At 73.8% G+C, this 16,092-nt stretch carries 13 protein-coding genes; 4 read left to right on the forward strand and 9 right to left on the reverse strand.

What is annotated here, in order from left to right; genetic code table 11:
• Nucleotides 1-20 precede the first annotated feature (20 nt).
• From ACPC54_RS21040 to ACPC54_RS21065, 6 genes are all read right to left on the reverse strand, one after another.
• Entirely contained in the window at nt 21-2,279 is a 2,259-nt protein-coding gene (locus tag ACPC54_RS21040; protein WP_498966686.1) for a SpoIIE family protein phosphatase, read from the reverse strand.
• Entirely contained in the window at nt 2,276-5,791 is a 3,516-nt protein-coding gene (locus ACPC54_RS21045; protein ID WP_498966688.1) for a HAMP domain-containing protein, read from the reverse strand. The genes ACPC54_RS21040 and ACPC54_RS21045 overlap by 4 nt, the downstream gene beginning before the upstream one ends.
• A gap of 204 nt (nt 5,792-5,995) precedes the next feature.
• Nucleotides 5,996-6,349: an STAS domain-containing protein gene (locus ACPC54_RS21050; protein ID WP_498966689.1), complete on the reverse strand. Its 354-nt coding sequence runs from the start codon at nt 6,347-6,349 to the stop codon at nt 5,996-5,998.
• 115 nt (nt 6,350-6,464) lie between these two features.
• Nucleotides 6,465-7,373 (reverse strand): SigB/SigF/SigG family RNA polymerase sigma factor, encoded by a 909-nt coding sequence (locus ACPC54_RS21055; RefSeq protein WP_498966691.1) that lies wholly within the window; start codon nt 7,371-7,373, stop codon nt 6,465-6,467.
• 616 nt (nt 7,374-7,989) lie between these two features.
• Complete coding sequence (locus tag ACPC54_RS21060; protein WP_498966693.1) at nt 7,990-8,376, reverse strand: ATP-binding protein; 387 nt, start codon at nt 8,374-8,376, stop codon at nt 7,990-7,992.
• An 88-nt stretch (nt 8,377-8,464) separates the two neighbouring features.
• Entirely contained in the window at nt 8,465-8,902 is a 438-nt protein-coding gene (locus tag ACPC54_RS21065) for an STAS domain-containing protein (protein WP_498966694.1), read from the reverse strand.
• A gap of 211 nt (nt 8,903-9,113) precedes the next feature.
• On the opposite strand from ACPC54_RS21065, the gene ACPC54_RS21070 reads away from it, so the two are divergent.
• The 4 genes from ACPC54_RS21070 to ACPC54_RS21085 all read left to right on the forward strand — a co-directional run bounded on the left by ACPC54_RS21070 (nt 9,114) and on the right by ACPC54_RS21085 (nt 13,297).
• Nucleotides 9,114-10,643: an MFS transporter gene (locus ACPC54_RS21070; RefSeq protein WP_498966696.1), complete on the forward strand. Its 1,530-nt coding sequence runs from the start codon at nt 9,114-9,116 to the stop codon at nt 10,641-10,643.
• Between the two features lie 169 nt (nt 10,644-10,812).
• The gene (locus ACPC54_RS21075; RefSeq protein ID WP_498966698.1) at nt 10,813-11,202 is read left to right on the forward strand and encodes an SCO5389 family protein; all 390 of its coding nucleotides are present in this window, start codon (nt 10,813-10,815) and stop codon (nt 11,200-11,202) included.
• Between the two features lie 171 nt (nt 11,203-11,373).
• A complete protein-coding gene (locus tag ACPC54_RS21080; RefSeq protein WP_498966699.1) occupies nt 11,374-12,423 on the forward strand; it encodes an LLM class flavin-dependent oxidoreductase in 1,050 nt (349 codons plus the stop codon).
• Between the two features lie 130 nt (nt 12,424-12,553).
• Entirely contained in the window at nt 12,554-13,297 is a 744-nt protein-coding gene (locus ACPC54_RS21085) for a hypothetical protein (protein ID WP_498966701.1), read from the forward strand.
• Nucleotides 13,298-13,357: 60 nt separating this feature from the next.
• Here ACPC54_RS21085 and ACPC54_RS21090 read toward each other — a convergent pair whose 3' ends face one another.
• The 3 genes from ACPC54_RS21090 to ACPC54_RS21100 all read right to left on the reverse strand — a co-directional run bounded on the left by ACPC54_RS21090 (nt 13,358) and on the right by ACPC54_RS21100 (nt 16,065).
• A complete protein-coding gene (locus ACPC54_RS21090; RefSeq protein WP_498966703.1) occupies nt 13,358-14,107 on the reverse strand; it encodes an FAD:protein FMN transferase in 750 nt (249 codons plus the stop codon).
• Nucleotides 14,104-14,598, reverse strand: a complete 495-nt coding sequence (locus ACPC54_RS21095; RefSeq protein ID WP_498966704.1) for an FMN-binding protein — start codon at nt 14,596-14,598, stop codon at nt 14,104-14,106. Before ACPC54_RS21095 ends, ACPC54_RS21090 begins: the two co-directional genes overlap by 4 nt.
• 90 nt (nt 14,599-14,688) lie before the next feature.
• Nucleotides 14,689-16,065: a ferredoxin reductase family protein gene (locus ACPC54_RS21100; RefSeq protein WP_498966706.1), complete on the reverse strand. Its 1,377-nt coding sequence runs from the start codon at nt 16,063-16,065 to the stop codon at nt 14,689-14,691.
• Nucleotides 16,066-16,092: the final 27 nt, after the last annotated feature.

Raw genomic sequence — 16,092 nt, forward strand, 5'->3', positions numbered from 1 at the left:
GGCGTCCGGACCGTACGGGGCTACGCCGTCTCCACGGCGAGGAGGCAGGTGTCGTCCCGGGTGTCGGCCGGGCTCAGCTCCAGGAGGCGGTCCAGGTAGCGCTCCAGGTCCGGGCCGGGCGCCCCGGCGGTGCGGATCAGCTGGTCCACCGATTCCTCGACCGGGCGGTCCCGGCGCTCGACTAGGCCGTCCGTGTAGAGCAGCAGGAGTTCGCCCGGGGCCAGGTGCGCGGTGTGCTCCTCGTAGCGGGCGCCTTCCAGGGCTCCGAGCAGCACTCCGGACGGCAGCGGGAGCACCTCGGCGCCGTGCGGTCCGACCAGGATCGGCGGCAGATGCCCGGCCCGGGCCCAGCGCAACTGCCCGCCCGCCGGGTCGAGGAAGACGCAGACGGCGGTGGCCGTGACCTGGCCGGGCTCGCGCAGGGCCACCGTGTTCGCCCACTCCAGCAGCTGTGCCGGGCCGGCGCCGGTGGCGGCGAGGCCGCGTAGGGCGTGCCGCAGGGCGACCATGCCGGTGGCCGCGCCGATTCCGTGGCCGGCGACGTCTCCCACCGCGAGCAGGACGCGTCCGTCCGGTAGCTGAAGGATGTCGTACCAGTCCCCGCCGACGCGGTCGCGCTGGGCGGCCGGGCGGTAACGGACGGCGGCCCGCAGGCCACTCCCGGCCAGCGGGGGCGGGTCGGCCGGCAGGATCGCCTGCTGGAGCCGCAGCGTCAGCCGTCCGCGCTCGGCGGCCTCCTGCTCGGTGTCCGCCAGACGCTCCCGGGTGGCGCCGAGCGCGACCTCGGTCCAGTGCTGGGCGGAGACGTCGTGGAAGGCGCCCCGCACCGCCGTCAGTCGGCCCCGGTTGTCCAGAACGGGCTCGGCGATCACCCGGGTGTACTGGCGGGTGCCGTCCGGCCGGGCCAGGCGGAAGACCGCGGACGAGGTGCGGTGGTGGCGGCGAACGCTGTTCAGCAGGCGTCGGATCGCGGGCGCGTCGTCGGGGTGGGCGTACCGTACGAGTCGGTCCAGCGGTACCGGGTCGGCCTCCGAGGGCAGGCCGAAGAGCTCACGCAGCCCGTCGCTCCAGCGGACCCGGCCGTCGCCGGTGGATTCCTCGAACCCGGCGACCCGGGCGAGCCGCTGCGCCTGCTGGAGCAGGGCGGCCTGTTCCTCGGCACCGGCCCGCCCGGGGTCCTGCTGCCACTCGACGAGCAGGCGGTCGGCCAGCGGGGCGATCGCGAGCAGCACGGTGCCGGGCACGGAGAGTTCACGGTCGCGGAACACCAGGCGCACGCTCTCGCCCGCCAGCGGCACCCCGGTCTCATGCACCCGCAGCAGGTGTTCGAAGAGGCCGGTGGCGGAGGCGAGCGGGTACGCCTCCAGCAGCGAGGCCCCTTGGAGTGCCTGCCCCGGTCTGCCCAGTGGGTCGCGGAATCGCGCGTTGGCCCCCAGGAGCGTGAAGTCCACGACGTTCCCGTCCCGGAGAACCGGCGCCAGCAGGAGCGCCGGAGAGGCCAGCCCCTCCAGGAACGCGGCGGATTCGCCGGCCGGCAGCACGGGTTCCGTGTCGGGCAGCAGGGTGGCGCACAGATCGGCGATCGCCTCCAGTTGGCGGCGCTGTGGCCCGCCGAGCACCGGGGCGGGCGGGCGCCACAGGACCTCCAGCGCGCCCCGCCGGCGCCCCCGGTCGAGCAGGGGGAGGACGGCCCGGGCGGATTCGGCGTCGATCGAGGGCCCGTTGTCCTCCGCGTCCGAGGCCCAGATTTCCGACCCATCGACGACGACCCGCTGGGCCGGGGTGGCGACACCGGGCGGAATCCGGCACCAGGCCGCCGCCTCGGAGGCGGGGAGTCCGGCGTGCGCGACGAGCGCCAGTGCTCCGCCGGGCAGTCGCTGCCAGATCGCGACGGCACGGACGCCGAAGGCCTCGCCGGTCTGCTCCAGCACCGTTTCGGCGGCGTGCCGCAGATCCGGTGCGGCGGCGAGGAGGGGCACGGTGGAGCCCTCGTCCCCCGGTTCCGCGGCGGAGGCCCCCTCGCCGGGGTCGCGCAGGCCGGCCACCTCGGCGGCCAGGGAGTCGACCGGGACGCCCGCCTCCCGGGCCAGCCGCGTGAGTTGGGTGGCGGCCTCGGCCGGGTCGACGCCGAGACGTTCGGCGAGGATGCCGGTGGCGAGGGCGACGACCGTCTGGCTGCGGGCCTGCGCGCGCACCCGCTCGATCGCGCTCTGGAGCCGCCGGACGGTCTCCGCCAGCGCCCGGGCGGTGGGCCGCGCGGACTCGGGCTCGGCACTCATGTCGGATCCAGCCAGTGCCGTATCCGGTCGAGCAGGTCGCGGGTGTCGACGGGCTTGGTGACGTGGTCGTCGGCGCCGGCGGCGAGGCTCTTGTCGCGGTCCCCGGGCATGGCCTTGGCGGTGACGGTGATGACCGGGAGCCTGGCGAAGCGTTCGTCCGCGCGGATGGCGGAGATGGTGGCGTAGCCGTCGAGGGAGGGCATCATGACGTCCATCAGGACGAGGTCGGTGTCGGGGTGGGCGCGCAGCTGGTCGAGTCCGGCCTCGCCGTCCGGGGCGTGGCGCACGTTCAGGCCGTGCTGTTCCAGTGCGGCGGCCAGGGCGAAGACGTTGCGGACGTCGTCGTCGACGATCAGCACCGTCCGTCCGACGAGCGGGCCGGCCGCTCCGGACGCGGCCGGTGCCGGAGCCGGTGCCGGAGCCGGCGGGTCCGGTTCGACCACCGGGGCGTGCCTGCCCTCCTCCGCGGTGACGTTCGTGTGCTCCGGCTCGGCGATCGGGAGGTACAGGGTGAAGCTGCTGCCTTCTCCGTCGGTGGAGTGGACGGTGATGGTGCCGCCGAGCAGCCGGGCGAGTTCGCGGCTGATGGAGAGCCCGAGGCCGGTGCCGCCGTAGCGGCGGCTGGTGGTGCCGTCCGCCTGCTGGAAGGCGCCGAAGATGCCGTCGAGGTGGTCGGGGGCGATGCCGATGCCGGTGTCCTCGACGTGGAAGGCGACGGCGGCCTCGACCTGGCCGAGTTCGGCGGGCAGGGCGGGGCCGTCCGCGCGTTCGATCCGCAGCTCGACCCGTCCGCTGTCGGTGAACTTCACGGCGTTGGACAGCAGGTTGCGCAGCACCTGCCGCAGGCGGGCCTGGTCGGTGAGGAGTTCGGTGGGCGCGGTGTCGGCGAGGGTGACGGCGAAGGCGAGCCCCTTCTGGTCGGCGAGCGGGCGGAAGGTGGACTCGACGTACTCCAACAGGTCCCGCACGGCGAAGGGTTCGGGGCTGAACTCCATCTTCCCGGCCTCGACCTTCGAGAGGTCGAGGATGTCGTTGATGAGCTGGAGCAGGTCGGTGCCGGCGGAGTGGATGACGCCCGCGTACTCGACCTGTTTGGCGGTGAGGTTGCCGCCGCTGTTCTGGGCGAGCAGCTGGGCGAGGATGAGCAGGCTGTTGAGCGGGGTGCGCAGCTCGTGGCTCATGTTGGCGAGGAACTCGGACTTGTACATCGAGGTGAGGCTCAACTGCCGTGCGCGTTCCTCCAGTTCCTGGCGGGCCTGTTCGATCTCCAGGTTCTTGGCCTCGATGTCGCGGTTGCGGTCGACGAGCAGGGCGGCCTTCTCCTCCAGCTCGGCGTTGGAGCGGCGCAGCTCCTCCTGTCCTGCCTGCAACTCCTCGGAGCGGGCCTGGAGTTCGGCGGTGAGCCGCTGGGACTCGCCGAGCAGTTCGTCGGTGCGGGAGTTGGCGAGCAGGGTGCCGATGTTGACGCCGCAGGACTCGGCGAACTGCTCCAGGAAGTCGCGGTGGACCTGGGTGAAGTCGTGGACGGAGGCGAACTCCATCACCCCGAGCAGCCACTCCTCCAGGGCGATGGGCAGGATGACGAGCGAACGGGCGTCGCCGGCCCCGGCGCCTGAGCCGATCGTGGCGTAGCCGGGTGGCAGGTCGTCGACGGCGACGGTGCGCCGGCTGCGGGCGGCCTGCCCGACCAGCGACTCCCCCAGTCGCAGCCTCCGCTGCGGCAGGGCCTCGGCCGGGCGGCCGTAGGCGCTGATCAGGGCCAGTTCGGTGCCGTCCTCGCCGTCCTCGGCGAGGTAGAAGGCGCCGTACTGGGCGCCCACCAGCGGGGTCAGGTCATCGGTGATCATCTCGGCGACGGCGCGGATGTCCCGGCGGCCCTGGATCGCGGCGGAGAAACGGGCGAGGTTGGTCTTGAGCCAGTCCTGCTCCTGGTTGGCGAGGATCGTGTCGCGCAGGGACTCGACCATGGCGTTGATGTTGTCCTTGAGGTCGGCGACCTCCCCGGAGGCGTCGACGCTGATCGAGCGGGTGAGGTCCCCGGCCGCGACGGCGCTGGTGACCTCGGCGATCGCCCGCACCTGGCGGGTGAGGTTGCCGGCGAGCTCGTTGACGTTCTCGGTGAGGCGCTTCCAGGTGCCGGAGACGCCCTCGACCCGGGCTTGCCCGCCGAGGCGGCCCTCGCTGCCGACCTCCCGCGCGACGCGGGTGACCTCGGCGGCGAAGTCGGAGAGCTGGTCGACCATCGTGTTGACGGTCGTCTTCAGTTCCAGGATCTCCCCGCGCGCGTCCACGTCGATCTTGCGGGTCAGGTCGCCCTTGGCCACGGCCGTGGTGACCTGCGCGATGTTGCGGACCTGGCTGGTGAGGTTGTGCGCCATGAAGTTGACGTTCTCGGTGAGGTCCTTCCACGTCCCGGCGACGTTGGGCACCCGGGCCTGGCCGCCGAGGATGCCCTCGGTGCCGACCTCACGGGCGACCCTGGTCACCTCGTCGGCGAAGGCCGACAGGGTGTCGACCATGGTGTTGATCGCGTCGGCGAGGGCCGCGACCTCGCCCTTCGCCTCCACGGTGATCTTCCGGGAGAGGTCGCCGCGCGCCACCGCCGTCGCCACCTCGGACATCGAGCGGACCTGGCCGGTGAGGTTGGAGGCCATCACGTTGACGTTGTCGGTGAGGTCCTTCCAGGTGCCGGAGACGCCTCGGACGGTGGCCTGCCCGCCCAGGTTCCCGGCCGTGCCGACCTCGCGGGCGACCCTCGTGACCTCGTCGGCGAACGCCGACAGCTGGTCGACCATGGTGTTGAGGGTCGTCTTGAGTTCCAGGACCTCCCCACGCGCGTCCACGTCGATCTTCTGCGTCAGATCGCCCCCGGCCACGGCGGTGGCGACCCTGGCGATGCCGCGCACCTGGGCGGTCAGGTTGCCCGCCATGGAGTTCACCGAGTCGGTGAGGTCGCGCCACGTCCCGGCGACGCCCTCGACCCGGGCCTGCCCGCCGAGCCGGCCCTCCGTACCGACCTCGCGGGCGACCCTGGTCACCTCGCCCGCGAAGGCGGAGAGCTGGTCGACCATCGTGTTGACGGTGTTCTTCAGCTCCAGGATCTCGCCGCGCGCGTCGACCTCGATCTTCTGGGTGAGGTCGCCGCGCGCCACCGCCGTGGTCACCTGCGCGATGTTGCGCACCTGCCAGGTCAGGTTCCCGGCCATCGCGTTCACGGAGTCGGTCAGCTCCAGCCACGTCCCGGCCGCACCCGGCACCTGGGCCTGCCCGCCGAGCCGTCCGTCCGTGCCGACCTCCCGGGCGACCCGGGTCACCTCGGAGGTGACGCGGGCCAGCTGATCGGCCATGCCGTTGAACACCGAGGCGATCTCGCCGTGCAGGCCCGGCAGGTCCGGAGCGAGCCGGGTGCGGAAGTCGCCGTCCCGGACGGCGGTCAGGCCGGCCAGCAGCTGCCGCAGCGCCTGTTCCGCCGGGTCCCTGCTCGCGGGCCCGGCCACCGGCTGTTCGTCCATCCGTCCCACCGCCCGGATCGGTCACCTGCCCGAGGGCGCGGTCTGCGCGCTCCGGCGCGAGGGCGACGGTGGCCGCCCTTGCTCCCACTGTGCCACCGGACGCCGCACGTGACAGCCGCGACGGACGACCGCGGGCGTCGGCGCTGACCGCCACGGCCACGTGGGCGGCGGGGTGCGGCCCCGCCGCGCCGGCCCCGGTTCGGGTCAGCCGGGCACGGTGTCACGGACGGTGAACGCCTGGGTGGCCCCCGTGAGTTCGAGCATGTGCAGGACGAGCGGCCGGGGCCTGGCGAGTTCGATCCGGCTTCCCTCGGTTGCCGCGCCGGCCTGGGCGCGGAGCAGGCTGTTGAGGCCGGTGGAGTCACAGAAGGTGAGTTCGGCGCAGTCGACCACCACGACGGATCCGGGCAGCCTCAGCGCCTCGTCCAGCGCGGCCCGGAGGTCGTCGACGGTGTCGAGGTCGAGTTCCCCGTACAGGCTGAGCACGGTACCGCGCGTCCATCGCCTGCTCCGGGTGAGGAGCCCGTCCGGTGGGGTCGGCGGCTGGACGGTCGCCATCTCGACTCCTTCCGGTCCGGGGCGGCGCCAGGGCCCTCGGGGGCCCTCTTCCCGCCTGCCCCCATGGAGCGCCTTGCCACTGCCGGAGCCCGGAAACGCCGGAACGCGGAGAGATTCAGCCTCCCGCCCGGGGTTCGTCCCGCCAGCCCGGGGAATCCGCGTCCTCCAGCTGTGCGCGCAGCCGGCTCAGGATGGCGGTGAGCAGCCGGGAGACGTGCATCTGGGAGACGCCGATCCGCTCGGCGATCTGCGACTGCGTACAACCGTCCCAGAAGCGGAGCTTGAGCACCGTCCGCTCGCGCCGCGGCAGTTCGGCGAGCAGCGGGCGCACCGCGGTGCGGAAGTCGGCGAGTTCGATGCCGGGGTCACAGCTGCCGAGGCGGTCGAGCAGCGCGCTGCCGGTCTCGTCCGGGTCCTGGTCGCGCAACGCGTCCAGCGAGTCGGAACGGTACACCCGGCCGGCGAGGAGGCCTTCGGCGGTCTGCTCGGCGGTGAGGTGCAGGTCCTCGGCGATCTCGTCCGGCCGCGGGAGCCGGCCGAGTTCCTGCTCCAGCCGGTCGCAGCCGCGCGCGACGGTGAGGTAGAGCTCCTGCGTGCTGCGCGGGACCCGCGCGGGCCAGGAGGTGTCGCGGAAGAACCGCTTGACCTCACCGACGATGGTGGGGATCGCGTAGGTGACGAACTCGACGCCGCGCTCCGGGTCGTAGCCGTCGACGGCCTTGATCAGGCCGATCGTGCCGACCTGGAGGATGTCCTCCATGTCCTCCGCACGGCGCCGGAAGCGGCCCGCGACGAAGCGGACCAGCGGCATGTTGAGTTCGATGATCGTGCCGCGGACGTAGCTGTAGGCGACCGTCTCCCGGGCCAGGCCGGCGAGGCGCTCGAACAGTGCGTCGCTGAGCTCCCGCGCCTCGGACTTGCCCATCGCCCGCAGCTCGGCCCTGCTCGGTCGCGGCGGCAGATCGTCCGGGAGACCAGCGGACTCCCGGACGGCATGGCCGGCGGCTTCCAGGGGGATGAACACCTCGTTCTCCTGGGCATCGGGGTGAGTGCCCGGTGGTGCCGGCGGAACTCGCCCGCGACTCCGGGCTACTTCCCGCAGGACCTGTGCCCGGAATCCTTGAGCGGGATCACGGTGGCACCCGGGGCCGGGTGCGGGGCGACCGGGCGGTGCCGGCCGCCATACGGGTGTTCTACCCGACGTGCGACCCCGGATTCACGTTTCGGACGGTTTGTTACCGTTCGGCCGGGTAGACGCGCTCGGGCTGAGACACGCGGCCCGACCTGCGACCAGCTGTACAACAAGGCCAAGCATCGTGGCATCAAAGGCCGTTCGAAGATGAACAAGCGAGAGCTGGCCCACGCGCTCGGCCGCTGAAACGGCGGCCCGTTCACGATCAGAGGAGGTGTGCTGCCATGACGATCCCGACGCCGCCGGACCCGGACACCCAGCCGATCCCCCATCCGAATCCCGCGCCCCGTCCGGGCGAGGGCCCCGACCCGGTGCCGCCGCCCATTCCGCCCTTCCCCGAGCCGGAGCCCTTCCCGGACCCCGATCCGGCGCCTCCGCCGGAGCCGGACCCGGCCGGCGGGTGAAGACCGTCCCGATGACGGCCGGCCCGGGGACGGTCGGCCGGCGCTCAGTCCAGGAGGTGCCCACCGCGATCGAGCGGGGACGGCACCTCCAGCCAGACCCGCTTCCCCCCGCCCTCGGGCACGCTGCCCCAGGCACGGGCGAGCCGGTCGACCACCCGCAGGCCGTGGCCGCCCGGGAAGCCCGGGTCGGCGTGCCTGCGCAGCTCCGGCGGCACCGGGCTGTCGTCCAGGACCTCCACCCGGAGCCGGCGCCCGTTCCAGTCCAACCGCAGTTCGCGCGGGCCCCCGGGAGCGTGGAGGCAGGCGTTGGTCACGAGTTCCGACACCATCAGCAGGACGTCCTCGGCGACGGCCTGCTGCTCCGCGTCGACGGCCGGGAGCCAGTGCCAGCGGCGCAGCGCCTCCTGGCTGAACTCGCGACCGCGCTGCACGGCGCCGACACTTCCGGCGAAGGCGAGCCTCCGCGTTCCCGCGCGGTCCGCTGGGGACGGCTCCTCGGGACGGTCCATTCCGGATCCCTCACTCCGCGCCGGGGCCGACCGGGCTGCCCGACTCCCCCGGATCCGACCCACTCGCCTTCAGCGCCGATTCGAGGTCGGGATGCACCCGCAGAACGCTTTCGACCCCGGTGATCTCGAAGAGCCTCGCCACCACCGGCCGCAGGCCGGCGACCTCCAGCCGCAGCCCGGCCGCCTCCGCTTCGATGCGGGAGCGCAACAGGATGTTGAGGCCGGTCGAGTCGCAGAACCGGAGGTCCGCGAGGTCGACGACGATGCGCTTCAGACCGTCGTCCACGGGGCGCCCGAGCGCCGCCCGCAGGCCGTCCGCCGTGTCGTGGTCCAGCTCGCCCGCGACGGCCACGACCCGTACCGGGCCCTCCCGGCTCACCGCGACGGTCAGCGCCCCACGGTCTCGTCCGCCCTCCGTCGCACCGGGGTCCTCCGCCGGCCGTGCCATCGAGACCTCCCGGTCCGCTCCAGATGACGGGGTACCGTCCCGACCATTGTGCCGCCTGGTTCGGCCGGTCGCGCGAACGACCGGAACGTCCGGGAAGCATGCAGGCGTCCGTAATGAACGGTTGTGTTCTCTATTCCCCGGAGATACCGTCTGTAGTGGTGAACGAATCCCTCCCTCGTTCCCTTCAGCCCCGAACCATTGGGGACCTGCCATGGCCTCTTCGCGCGCCCTGGCCGAGGCTCCGCCCGCGACCGCACGTCGGGGCCAGCACCCGGGGATAGCACTCACAGTCATCGCGGCCACCCAGCTCATGATCGTCCTCGACATCACGATCGTGAACATCGCGCTGCCGCACATCCAGCAGGCGCTGAGTTTCTCGACGACCAACCTGTCCTGGGTCATCAACGCCTACACCCTGACCTTCGGCGGGCTGCTGCTGCTGGGCGGGCGCGCGGGCGACATCCTGGGCCGGCGGCGGGTGTTCATCGTCGGCGTGCTGGTCTTCAGCCTCGCCTCGCTGCTCGGCGGCGTCGCGCAGTCCTCGGCCTGGCTGCTGGCGGCCCGCGCCCTGCAGGGCCTCGGCGGGGCGATCGCCTCGCCGACCGCGCTGGCGCTGATCGCCACGAACTTCAAGGAGGGCCCGGAGCGCAACCGGGCCTTCGGCGTGTTCTCCGCCGTCGCCGGCGCGGGCGGCGCCATCGGGCTGCTGCTCGGCGGCATGCTCACCTCCTGGCTGTCCTGGCGGTGGGTGCTGTTCGTCAACGTGCCGATCGGCATCGCGATCGCGCTGCTGGCGCCGCTGTACATCAACGAGTCCGAGCGGCACCCCGGCCGGTTCGACCTCACCGGCGCGTTCGCCGCGACGGCGGGCATGGTCTCGCTGGTCTACGGCTTCATCCGGGCCTCCGAGCACGGCTGGTCGGACTCCGTCACCCTGCTCGCCTTCAGCCTCGCGACCGTCCTGCTGGCCGCGTTCCTCGTCAACGAGCGGCGGGTGGCGCAGCCGATCACGCCGCTGCACCTGTTCCGCGACCGCAACCGCTCCGGCGCGTACGCGCTGATGCTCTGCGTGGCCGCGGCGATGTTCAGCATCTTCTTCTTCATCACCCTGTTCGTGCAGGAGATCCTCGGCTTCAGCCCGCTGCGGGCCGGCTTCGCCTTCCTGCCGATCAGCGTCGCGATCATCGCCGCCGCGCAGTTCGCCGCCCGCAACCAACTGCGGTGGGGCCCGAAGCCGTTCCTGGTCACCGGCTCGCTGCTGGTGGCCGGCGGGGTGTTCTGGGCGACCCGGATCGACCTGGGCACCAGCTACGCCGGGGGGATCCTCGGCCCGACCCTGCTGTTCGGCTTCGGCATGGGCTCGATCTTCGTCCCGGTGATGCTCACCGCCGTCTCGCACGTCGCCCCGCACGAGACCGGCGCGGCCACCGGCATGCTCAACACCACCCAGCAGGTGGGCGGTTCGCTGGGCCTGTCGATCCTGGTCACGGTCTACGGCACGGCCAGCCGCGACGAGGCGCGCCGCCAGGTCGGCGCCTTCCTGCGCCAGGCGACGCCGCAGCAGGCCGCCGAGTTCAGGGCGAGCGGGAAGCTGCCGGCCCCGTACTCCTCCGAGGTCCTGGTGCACGGCATCGCCAGCGCCTTCCAGCTGGGCCTGGTGTTCGCGGCCCTGGCGGTGGTGATCGCGGTCTTCGTCATCAAGGTGAGGAAGGTGGCCGGCCTTCCGGAGCAGGCGGACTGACGGCCGGGGCGACGACCGGCACGACGACCGGCGCGGCGGCGGAGCTTGACAAGGGGTCAGGGGGTTGGGGAGAGTCTTTCTTGCAATGGTTTTCATCTTCGATAGCCGGGCGGCGCCGCGTGCGCCCCGGGATTCGACCGCGCTTCCGCACCCCCGAAAGAGGACACCCATGTCGCTCGACGTCTCCCCCGCCCTGCTCGCCCAGGCCGCCGAGGGGCAGGTCGACCAGGCCGACTTCGTCGGCACCGTCCGGGCCTCGCTCCCGTACGCCTACCGGGTCGTCGCCGGGCTCAGGACCGAACTGGACGCCACCGACGCCGAGTTCGTCACCGACAACACCACGCCCGACGACGAGCAGCGCGGCCAGCTGCTGCGGGCGCTGGCGAGCAACGCGATCCGGGGCAGCCTGGAGGAGCACTTCGACGTGAAGCTCGCCTTCGTCAACTGCCACCGGGTCGGTGCCTTCCGCCCGGGCACCGAGGACGGGGCGGCGTACCGCGAGTTCACCTCCCTGCACAACCAGATCCGCAACCAGAGCCCGGAGCTGCGCAGCTGCTGATCCGGCCGCCCGGTGCGGCGGTTTCGTGACGCCCAATTGCACCGTGTTGCGCGGGGGTGTCCGGATCGCGCGCCGATCTTGTGGCGGCGCCGTGCGGCTGCGTACGTTCGACGGGCACCCCCCGGCCCGGGCCGTCCGGGCCCGGGCCACACCCCTGCGGAGCCGCCCACCATGCCGCCTTCCCCCCGCCCGCTGCGCCAGCTGGGCTTCCTCACCATCGGGACCTTCGACCCGGCCGACCCGCGCCGGGGCCACGAGGCCACCCTCGACCTCATCGCGCTCGGCGAGCAGCTCGGCTTCGACAGCGCCTGGCTGCGCCACCGCCACCTGCAGCACGGCATCTCCTCCCCGGTCGCCGTCCTGGCCGCCGCCTCCCAGCGCACCAGCCGCATCCAGCTCGGCACCGCCGTCACCCCGCTCGGCTGGGAGAACCCGCTGCGGCTCGCCGAGGACCTCGCCACCGTCGACGTGCTCTCCGGCGGCCGGCTCGACCCCGGCTTCAGCGTCGGCCCGCCCGTGCACTGGGAGCAGGTGCGCGGCGCGCTCTACCCGGACAGCGCCGAGCGGGAGGACTTCGGCCAGACCCGGGCCGAGCGCTTCCTGGCGCTGGTGCGCGGCGAGGACGCCTCGTCCTTCGAGGGCACCGAGGGCATCGAGGTGTACTCGCGCCGCGTCCAGCCGCACTCCCCCGGGCTCGCCGACCGGCTCTGGTACGGCGCCGGCAGCCGGCGCTCCGCGACGTGGGCCGGCGCGCAGGGGCTGAACCTGCTCACCAGCAGTGTGATCAAGGCGGTGGAGGGCGAGCCGCTGGACTTCGCCGCGCTCCAGGCCGAGCTGATCCGCACCTTCCGCCGCCACCACCCGGACGGCGCGCGGGCCCGGGTCTCGCAGGGCCTGGTCGTCATCCCGACCGACAGCGCCACGCCCGAACAGCGCGCCCGCTACGAGGCGTACGCGCTCTCCCGCACCCCGCGCACCCTCGCCCCGCAGGGCCCCAACCGGCTGCTGTTCGCACCGGACCTGGTCGGCACCTCGGAGGAGCTGGCCGAGCGGCTGCGGGCGCACGCGGGCTTCCGGGAGGTGGACGAGGTGGCGATCGCGCTGCCGTTCACCTTCGAGCACCGGGACTACGTGCAGATCCTCACCGACCTGGCGACGCGGCTCGGGCCGGCGCTCGGCTGGGAGCCGAAGTCCGATCCGACCGGTTCTGACCAGGCTTGATCCGCCCGTTGCGGAATCCGGGCAACTCCGTGACGCTCTCTCCTCGTTGAGCCGCAACCGGAGGGCACCCCGCCGCGTCCACCCGGATACGAACGGCCGTCCGGCCGTCCACATGGGGGGACAACACGACATGGCGATCCACGACGCCGTACCCGTACCACCACGGCCCAGCGTTCAGCCCTGCCCGAGCTGCGGGCTCGTCGACCGGGTCCGCAGCGTTCCGGCCGTCCACCTCGCCGAACGGCACGACGTGACCGTCCGGACCAGCGGCGAGAACGGCCGCACCGAGACCCGCGAGGTCTCCTCCGCCCTCGGCCGGGCGCTCGCGTTCGCGCCGCCGCGCGGCACCGTCCTCGGCCAGGCACTCGGCGTCCTGGGCGTGCTGACGACGATGGGGGCCGCCTTCACCTTCATCGAGCGGGCGATCACGCGCGGCGAGTCCGGCCAGGCAACGGTGGACTTCTCGCCACCCGCCTGGGCCACCCACCAGAACCAGCTCCCGACCGGCAACGTCATCATCGGGCCGGACGGGAAACTGGAGTTCCCCGACTCCGCCCCGGCCCCGACGACCGTCCACCTCGGCGAGACCCACGACGGGCTCGTGCCGGTGTGGGTGTCCGTGCTGCTCGTGGTCGCGGCGGTAGCCCTCATCGCGGCCGCCGTCGCGCTCCACGTGGGCCGCCGCCGGCGGCTGGCCGGGCAGCCGGCGGCCGAGCGGCTGTGGCGCCAGGCCTGGTACTGCGACCGCTGCGGCACCGCGCACTTCCCGCCCACCGCCGGGCAGGGCGCCGGCCCGCTCGACCTGGTGGCGTTCCGCAGGGCGGTCTGGACGGCCGGCGGGTACGGGGACCTGGCGGACCGCTACCGGCTGTGATCCGTACGTGGGTCGACATCCGCGCCGACGCTGCCCGGCAGCGTCGGCGCGGACGTGTTCTCAGCCGGCGGCCCGGCCGGGGAAGCCCGGGGTGGCGCGGTGCTCGCCGGTGGGGAGGATCGCGAGGGCCTCCAGGCCGGGGCGGGCCGCGGCCCAGGCGAGGGCGCGGTCGGGGCCCATCGCGAAGGCGGCCGTCGCATAGGCGTCGGTGTCCGCGATCCCGGGGCCGACCAGGGTGAGCGAGGCCAGGCCGGTGGCCGGGCGGCCGGTGCGCGGGTCGTGGATGTGGGCACCTCGCTCGGCGGTGCCGGAGGTGGCGACCGCGAGGTCGTGGCCGGTGACGACGGTGGCCAGGGCGCCCGGGCGCAGCGGGTCCGCGACACCGATCCGCCACGGGCCGCCGGCGGTCTGGACGTCCCCGCCGCCGCTGACGCAGTGCGCGGCCGAACCCGCCGCCCGCAGCTCCCGGGAGGCCTCCTCCACCGCCCAGCCCTTCACCCAGCCGCTCGGGTCGAGGCAGCCGGCGGGGTGGTCGGTGAAGTGGCCCTCGGTCTCCTCGGCCACCCGGCGGCACTGCCGCAGCACCTCGGCGACCTCGGGATCGCAGGCGTCGAGCGCGAGTTCGCCGCGCCCGAGCCGGCTGATCTGGCTGTCGGGCCGGTAGGTGGAGAAGACCGCGTCGACGCGGTGCAGCCGGGCGACGGTCCGCTCCAGCGCGGCGGCCGTGCCGGGGCCCGGGTCGCGCACGGTGAAGGAGAACACCGTGCCCATCACGTGCTCGGCGTGCCGCAGCGGCTGCGCGCCGCTCATCCGCGCGCCTTGTCGAGGGCGCTCTGCAGCGAGCGGGTGTAGCCGTCGCTGGTGTAGCTGGCGCCCGAGACGACGTCGATGTCGGCGCTCTGGGCGGCGATCGCCTCCTGGTTGAGCTCCGGCAGGGCGTAGCCGCTGATCGAGCGGTCCCGGCCGCTGTCGTTCGGGTAGCGCAGCACGTCGATCCGGGTGATCCGGGTGCCGGCCAGGGTGACCTTGACCTGCACCGGGCCGTACCGGGTGTCCTCGCTGTCCCCGGTGATGCTGCGGGTGGCGCCGGCGGCCGCACTCGGGCTGGCGCCGGCGCTCGGGCTCGCGCCGCCGCTCGGCGCGGCGGTGCTTCCCGTCGACGGGGTTTCGGCGGCGGCCGCGCCCGGGTCGGAACTGATCGGACGGGTGGCCGCGCCGGCCGCGCCCGAGTGGGGCTTCAGCGACAGCAACAGCACCACGCCGGCTGTGGTGGCCGCTGCGGTGACGACGGCTCTGCGCACTTTCGTACTCCTCGACACGGATGAACAGGCGGACGGACAGGGTGGGTTCGGCAGGGGCGGGTTCAGCAGGGCGGGTTCAGCAGGGCGGGCTCAGAACGCGAACGACTCGTGGTGGATCCGGGAGCGCGGCACCCCCGCCGCGCGCAGCGCCCGGACGGCCTCGGTGGTCATCGACTCCGACCCGCACAGGTACACCTCGTGCCGCGCGAGGTCCGGTACCAGCCGGGCCAGCGCCGCCCCCAGGTCGCCGACCTGCGCCCGGGAGCCGACCAGGGCGTGCACCCGGGCGCCCCGCTCGGCCGCCACCTGCGCCAACTCCCGCTCGAACAGCAGGTCCTGGGGCCGGCGGACGCGCTGGACCAGGGTCAGCTCGCCGGGCAGCGTCTCGAACAGCGCCCGCAGCGGGGTGATCCCGACGCCGCCGGCCAGCAGCAGCACCTTCCGCTTGCGCTGCAGCCGTCCGGTGAACGCCCCGTACGGGCCCTCGGCGCGCACCCGGGTGCCGGGCCGCAGCCGGGCGACGGCGGCGCTGTGCCCGCCCACGGCCTGGACGGTGAACCGGAGGAAGCGCGGGTGCGGCGGCGCGGAGAGCGAGTACGGGTGGGCGGCCCAGCGCAGGCCGGGCGCCTGGAACTGGAGGCGGAAGAACTGCCCGGCCCGCGCGCCGAGTTCGTCCAGCCGCTCGCCGGTGAGGTAGACGGAGACCACGCCGGGCGCCTCCTCGCGCACCTCGGCGACCCGCAGCCGGTGCCGCCGGTCGCGCAGCGCGGGCAGCGCCAACCGGAACCAGCCGATCAGCAGGGCCGTGCCGCCGTACAGCAGGTACCAGAGCGCGAGTCCGGGGCCGTCGCCGAGGTCGGCGCCGGTGCTCAGCTGGTGGCCGAAGGCGAGCGCGACGGCCAGGTAGGTGGCCAGGTGCAGGTGGTACCAGGTCTCGTAGCTCAGCCGGCGGCGGGCGGCCCGGGCGGAGACCGCGCCGGTGCCGAGCAGGAGCAGGGTGCCGGCCGTCGCCTTGAGCATGTCCGGGTAGTGGAAGACGATCTCCACGCCCTCGCCGACCACTCCGCGCCCGTCGGTCAGCGCGTAGCCCCAGATGATGGTCAGCACGTGCGCCGTCACCAGGCCGACCAGCCAGCGGCCGCCGAAGGCGTGCCAGCGGGCCAGCCGGTCGGCGCCGACCTCGCGCTCCAGCAGCGGGATCCGGGCCATCAGGAGCAGCAGCACGGGCGCCGCGTACCCGGCCAGCAGGCCGCTGATCCGGCCCGCGCCGGTCAGCCAGCCGGCCGCGCCGGCGATCCCGGCGGTGTCGCGCCACCACGGCAGCAGCGCCCCGAGCGCCCCGGCGGCGATCAGCACGAGCACCGCGGCGGGCACCAGGCCCACCGGCAGCCCGCGCCCGGCCCCGCCGGCGCCCCGGCCGGGTCGACCGGGCCGGGTGGCGCGGTGGTCCTCGGTGGCGGTGGTCACGTGGCGGCTCCCCTCGTTCGAACGGTG

The organism is Kitasatospora sp. NPDC094028 (assembly GCF_049543595.1).
GTDB lineage: Bacteria > Actinomycetota > Actinomycetes > Streptomycetales > Streptomycetaceae > Kitasatospora.